The 6,614-nt window shown below is 36.9% G+C and carries 7 protein-coding genes; all 7 read left to right on the top strand.

The genetic code is table 11. From position 1 onward, the window contains the following. Positions 1-783: DegT/DnrJ/EryC1/StrS family aminotransferase (locus JWR61_RS02410; protein ID WP_301926261.1), on the top strand; the 783-nt coding region annotated here is incomplete at its 5' end. Further along, positions 776-1,477: a pseudaminic acid cytidylyltransferase gene (pseF, locus tag JWR61_RS02405; RefSeq protein ID WP_301926260.1), complete on the top strand. Its 702-nt coding sequence runs from the start codon at positions 776-778 to the stop codon at positions 1,475-1,477. The genes JWR61_RS02410 and pseF, both read left to right, overlap by 8 nt. After that, positions 1,470-2,504 (top strand): hypothetical protein, encoded by a 1,035-nt coding sequence (locus JWR61_RS02400; protein WP_301926259.1) that lies wholly within the window; start codon positions 1,470-1,472, stop codon positions 2,502-2,504. The genes pseF and JWR61_RS02400 overlap by 8 nt, the downstream gene beginning before the upstream one ends. A gap of 33 nt (positions 2,505-2,537) precedes the next feature. Then, on the top strand, positions 2,538-3,002 hold the full coding sequence (locus JWR61_RS02395; RefSeq protein ID WP_301926258.1) for a GNAT family N-acetyltransferase: 465 nt from the start codon (positions 2,538-2,540) through the stop codon (positions 3,000-3,002). A gap of 32 nt (positions 3,003-3,034) precedes the next feature. Beyond that, on the top strand, positions 3,035-4,090 hold the full coding sequence (gene pseI, locus JWR61_RS02390; protein WP_301926257.1) for a pseudaminic acid synthase: 1,056 nt from the start codon (positions 3,035-3,037) through the stop codon (positions 4,088-4,090). Between the two features lie 182 nt (positions 4,091-4,272). Continuing rightward, positions 4,273-5,286 carry a polysaccharide biosynthesis protein gene (locus JWR61_RS02385; RefSeq protein WP_301926256.1) on the top strand — a complete coding sequence of 338 codons (1,014 nt, stop codon included), beginning with the start codon at positions 4,273-4,275 and terminating at the stop codon, positions 5,284-5,286. Positions 5,287-5,345: 59 nt separating this feature from the next. After that, positions 5,346-6,608 (top strand): oligosaccharide flippase family protein, encoded by a 1,263-nt coding sequence (locus JWR61_RS02380; RefSeq protein WP_301926255.1) that lies wholly within the window; start codon positions 5,346-5,348, stop codon positions 6,606-6,608. Positions 6,609-6,614: the final 6 nt, after the last annotated feature.

Here is a 6,614-nt window from a genome sequence, read left to right as displayed (position 1 = left end):
TATAAGGGTGTGATACCTGTTGATTTTGCGGGGAGAGCAAATAACTTGGAAGCATTTAGAAAACTGGCAGACGAATATGGTCTTTGGATTATTGAAGACGCATGTCATGCTCCGGGAGGGTATTTTATTGATTCAACCGGAGGCAAAAACAATTGTGGGAATGGCAAATTTGCTGACCTTGCTATTTTTTCTTTTCATCCTGTAAAACATATCGCAGCAGGTGAAGGAGGAATGATTACAACAAATGACGAAAACCTTTATAAGAAGTTATTAAACATAAGAACCCATGGTATTCAACAGGATGCCACAAAAAAAATAGAGGATCATGGTGTTTGGTATTATGAGATGCAGGAGTTAGGTTATAATTATCGATTGACCGATTTCCAGGCAGCATTAGGCATGAGCCAATTAAAAAGAGCGGAGCAAGGGCTAGCGCGGCGAAAAGAAATTGCATCATTATACCAGGAGGCATTTGCGGAGGCCTTTTTTATAAAAGGGCAATCTGGCATAGTGGAAGGACACGCCTATCATTTATATGTTATTGAGATTGAAAATAGAAAGGGATTAATAAACTATCTAAGAGAACATAATATATTTGCCCAAGTGCACTATATACCGGTTCATCTAATGCCATATTACAGACAATTTGGTTGGAAAGAGGATGATATGCCGAATGCAGAGAATTATTATAAACATTGTCTAAGTTTACCAATGTATCCTACATTAACTAAAGAAGAACAAGAATTTACTATAAAATCAATTTTTGATTTTTTCAATGTCTAAAGTAGCTATTATTACGGCAAGGGGAGGAAGTAAACGGATACCAAGGAAGAATATTAAGTCTTTTTGGGGTAAACCGATTCTTGCTTATTCCATTCAGACTGCATTGGCTTCTGGTTTGTTTGAAGATGTAATTGTTTCAACAGACGATAATGAAATCGCTTCAATTGCTAAAGAATTTGGTGCCAATGTTCCGTTTCTTCGCAGTGAGGAAACAGCAGGAGATTTTTCCAGCACTGCAGATGTATTGCTGGAGGTATTGCGGCAGTTGGATGAAATTGGGAAAACGTATAATGATGCCTGTTGCATATATCCTACAGCTCCCTTTATAAGTACCAGCATATTAGAAAAGGGATACAGGTTGCTTAAGGAAGGAAATTATGATAGCGTATTCCCCGTTTGTGCTTTTAGCTATCCCGTAATGCGATCTTTAAAAATGGAGAAAGCAGGAAAGGTGTTTATGCAATGGCCGGAAAATATCGACAAAAGATCGCAGGATCTGCCACCCTTTTATCATGATGCGGGACAGTTTTACTGGATCAATGTTCTTGCTTTTTTAGAAAAACAGAAATTATTTACAGACAAAAGTGGTGCGGTCATTTTAAATGAATTACAGGTGCAGGATATAGATAATGAAATGGATTGGAAAATCGCAGAGTTAAAATATTCGCTGCTCACCAAAGTTGCGAATGGCTAAACAAAAACTTTTACTTCGTGCCGATGGAAATAATCTCATTGGCTTTGGCCATGTATACAGGTTGCTGGCATTGGCGGATCTACTGACAAAGAATTATTACCTTGTATTTGCTTTATACAGGTCAAGTGATTTTATAGAAGTAGAAATTAGGAAATATTGTGATGAAGTACTGATATTACCCGGTAAACTTCCTTTTAAAACAGCGGATGAAATAACAGCTTCAGATGAAATAGACTTCGATCTGAATGATTTGCTGAGTGGGAATGAGATTGTTGTTCTGGACGGTTATTATTTTGGAACAAGGTATCAGCAGGCAATTAAAAGAAAAGGATGTAAACTGGTTTGTATCGATGACCAGGCTGTGAATTTTTTTTATGCTGATGCAGTCATCAATCATGCTCCGGGAATAGATGAAAATATTTATAAGACAGCGCCATATACAAAACTCTTTACTGGTTTGGACTATGCTATTTTAAGACAACCTTTTTTCATGCCTTTTCCCCAAACGTGTAAAATCACCAGTGATGTGTTTATAAGTTTGGGGGGATCTGATTATTTCCAAATCACCATTAATCTGGTTCGTTTTTTAAAGCATATTGATCAATTTAGAACATTACATATTATGTGCTCCTCTTCTTTTCCCGAAGAAATGATGCGGGAACTTCTATTGATAAGTGAACAATCGGACCATATAAAGCTGTATCAGAATTTAACTGCAACTGAAATAGTTGTTTTAATGGATAGGTGTACGTATGCATTTGTTTCTGCCAGTACCGTGCTGCTGGAGGCTTATGCAAGAGGCCTTACCTGCTTTACCGGTTTTTATGTAAATAACCAGTTATTTATTTATAATGGTTTTCTAAATGAAAACAGGGCTGCTGGCCTGGGCAATTTGAAAGAGTTAAAGGCAGGCATCATTCAACAGGCTTTGTCAAAAATAGGCCTTACTCAAACCAGCAAAAAAGTGATGCTGTCAAAACGTAACCTGCAGCATATTTTCCAGCAATTTAATATGGGTTCTAATTGATACCGCACATCATACAGTTTAAATTGTAATCAATTGAATAATAACAATGCAAGATTAAGGCTAAGGGAAGCTGTTGATGGAGATGCAAAATTGCTATTTTATTGGGCCAATGATGATGCGGTACGGAATAATTCTATTAACCAGCAGCCAATATTATGGGATGATCACATTGACTGGTTCAACTCAAAGTTAAATGATGCAAATATTAGCATGTTAATATTGGAGAATGATCATGTTCCAGTGGGGCAAATCAGGATAGCCCTACAGGATGGGTGCTGGAATATTAACTATTCGATTGATAGAAACTACAGGGGGATGGGGTATGGAAAACAAATTGTCAAACTCAGTATAGAAAAGTACCCGTCTTATTCATTCAGGGCTGTAGTTAAAAAAGTTAATACTGCTTCAAAAAAAGTTTTCGAAAGCCTGGGATTTAAGAGTGTGTATTCAGCAGATGACAGCTTGTATTTATACGAGCATTACCAGGATAAAATTTAACAGCAGATTTTAAATAAAATATTTAAACAGAAATGATACCTGACATTACCATTGGTAACACTTTGATTGGCAAAGATCATAAGCCTTTTATTATAGCTGAAATGAGTGGCAATCACAACCAGTCTTTAGACAAAGCATTAGCCATTATTGATGCAGCAGCTGATGCAGGAGCACATGCTGTTAAGATTCAAACTTACACTGCGGATACTTTGACCATCAATGTTTCACATGGGGAGTTCCTGATCAATGATCCTAAATCATTGTGGAATGGGAGAAATTTATACGATTTATACCAAGAGGCATATACGCCATGGGAATGGCACCAAGCTATATTTGACAGGGCTAAACAAAGAGGGATCATTTGTTTTAGTACACCGTTTGATGACACAGCGGTTGATTTCCTGGAGCAGTTAAATGCTCCCGCCTATAAAATAGCTTCTTTTGAAAACAATCATTTGCCCTTATTAAAAAAAGTGGCGCAAACCGGTAAGCCAATAATTATGTCCACCGGTATCTCTACACTGGCAGATATTGAAATTGCAGTAAAAACTTTAAAGGAAAATGGTTGTAAAGACCTGGTACTGTTAAAATGCACCAGCACATACCCGGCGACACCGCAAAACAGCAATATTCTCACCATACCTCATTTATACCAATTATTCAAGTGTTATGCAGGTTTATCAGATCATACGTTAGGTATTGGTGTAGCCGTTGCTGCTGTGGCACTGGGTGCAAGGGTAATTGAAAAACATTTTACCATCGACAGGGGAGAGGGTGGGGTGGATGCAGCATTCTCTATGGAACCACGAGAATTTAAGATGCTGGTAGAAGAATCAGAAAGAGCTTTTTTGGGATTGGGCCAGGTGCAATATGGAATACAGGAAGACGAGAAAAAGAGTTTAACATTTAAGCGTTCCATTTACATAATAGCAGACATGGAAAAAGGGGAAGCTTTTTCTGAAAAGAATATCCGAATAATCAGACCTGGTTTAGGTTTGTCGCCAAAATACTTTGACGCACTGATAGGTAAGCATGTTAACCGGGATGTAACAAGAGGAACTGCTCTTACATTTGATTTGCTGGGATAATAAAGAGATAATTACAAAAAGCCGCAGTCTCCAATATGATAGAGTTGCTGTTAAATTTTTAATATTTTATTTATAAAAACCGGTACAATTCAACTATAAACTCGCTTTACAAAATGCTTTTTGCCCAATACTGTATAAATACATTGGATAACCTTTTCAGATAAATATAAAATAACATTCAAATGATAAATAAGATTTTACTCATTACAGGTGGTACTGGTTCGTTTGGGAATGCTGTATTACGGCGCTTTTTGCACACTGAGCAGTTTAAAGAAATTCGGATTTTCAGCAGAGATGAAAAAAAGCAAGATGATTTAAGAAAGGAGCTTAAGAGTGATAAAGTTAAATTTTATATTGGCGATGTAAGGGATCCAGGAAGTGTGGATGCAGCGGTTAAAGGGGTGGACTACATCTTTCATGCCGCCGCTTTAAAGCAAGTGCCATCCTGCGAGTTTTTCCCTATTGAAGCAGTAAAGACGAATATTTTGGGTACAGAGAATGTACTAACTGCGGCTGAAAAATATTCAGTAAAAAATGTAGTGGTTTTAAGTACAGATAAGGCGGCTTATCCCATTAATGCAATGGGTATGTCAAAGGCATTGATGGAAAAGGTGACGATTGCTAAATCCCGAAACCTGGATGACACAAAAACTATTTTCTGTTGTACAAGGTATGGGAATGTAATGGCTAGCAGAGGGTCAGTAATCCCCTTGTTTATAGAGCAGATTAAAGCGGGGAAGGCGTTAACGATTACAGATCCTAATATGACCCGCTTTATGATGACCCTTGATGATGCTGTTGATTTGGTTTGGTATGCATTTCAACATGGAAAACAGGGCGATTTGTTCGTACAGAAATCACCCGCAGCGACTATTGAAAATCTAGCTAAAGCCTTGCTTGAAATATACAAATCATCCAGCGAGATCAATATTATTGGCACCAGGCATGGTGAAAAGGTATATGAAACACTGGTTAACAGGGAGGACATGATAAAAGCGGAAGATCTTGGTAAGTATTTTAGGATACCAGCAGATAACCGCGACTTAAACTATGCCAAATATTTTTCAGAAGGAGATCAGCAGGTTGCCACTTTTGACGAATATCATTCAGATAACACCGAACGATTAGACGTGGAAGGAATGAAAAATCTATTGATGACACTTCCTGAAATCCGGGTTGATCTAAACTTACAATAATCAGGGTGAAGGTTGCAGCGTCAATTAAAAACTTTACCTCTAACCCTTTGTTTCGGCATATGGCGATTTATGCTTTTTCTGACGGAATTAGCAAGGCTATGCCATTTTTGGTATTCCCCATTGTTGCCTACTATTTAACCCCTGGTGAGTTTGGCCTAGTGTCAAATTTCAATGTACTGTGCCAGGTGCTATTTGCCTTCACGCTGCTAAATACCCCAACCTATTTAACGGTTGTTTATTATAAAACTAAAAAAGAAGAGCAATCAAGCCTGGTATTTAATATATTTTGCCTGATAGGAATATTGTTAACAATATCATTGGCTTTAACCATGTTGTTAAACAATGTTATTTTTAAATACACTGAATTAACTATCAAATGGCAGCTATATGCATTGATTTGGGTTTTCTTTAATTGTGCTATTTATATCTACCAGGCCAAATTAAGACTTGATGAAAAGGTAAAACAATTCGGCATTTATCAATTTGTACAATCGTTTATTTCTGCTGTTTTTACACTGTTATTTGTAGTATTGCTTAAATGGGGATGGCAGGGGAGAGTTGAAAGTCTGGTACTAACAAATGTGGCGATCGGCGGTTTCGCACTTTTTATATTGTACCATGAAAATATAATTGTAGCAAAATTTGACTGGAAACAAATTAAGCAGGTTTTTATATTTGGAATTCCCCTACTGCCACATACCCTTTCATTTTGGTTGAAGGGAGGATTGGATAAAATATATATCACCAATACCATTTCGATTGCCGAAAATGGAATTTTTTCCTTTGCCGGAATATTAGCTTCCATTTTCTTTATGATTACAAATGCTTTTTTTTCGGCGTATACACCCTATTTATTTAAAACTCTGGCCTCTACTGACCTGATTGGAGTAGAAAGCGAAAAAAGAAATATTAAGATCAGGTTATTGAAACAAGTGAAATATTTTATTTTAATTTATGTTGCCGCAAATATTATAGGTTACTTTGCAATTAAGGTCATTATCCAACTCTTCTTTCTTAAAAACTATGGAGCTGCTGTAAAGTTTATTCCCTGGTTGCAACTTGGGGGCTTTTTTGGTATGTTTTATTCTATATTTTCTTCCTATGTCTTTTACACGAAAAGTACCAAAATGCTCGGCGTTATAACAATCTCAACAGCTTTACTTCAAGCTTTACTCAGTTACTTTGCTGTTGTACACTACGGCGTTATGGGAATTATCATAACTAGTGTTTTTATAAATCTTCTGATGGCGCTTTTGGTAGGAATTCAAAGTAGTAAAGTATATCCAATGCCCTGGAAATACCTTTTTAACCCTTTTCTCTAAGCGATA

This window comes from Ferruginibacter sp. (assembly GCF_028288465.1).
GTDB lineage: Bacteria > Bacteroidota > Bacteroidia > Chitinophagales > Chitinophagaceae > Ferruginibacter.
This window is presented reverse-complemented; position numbering and strand designations above follow the sequence as displayed.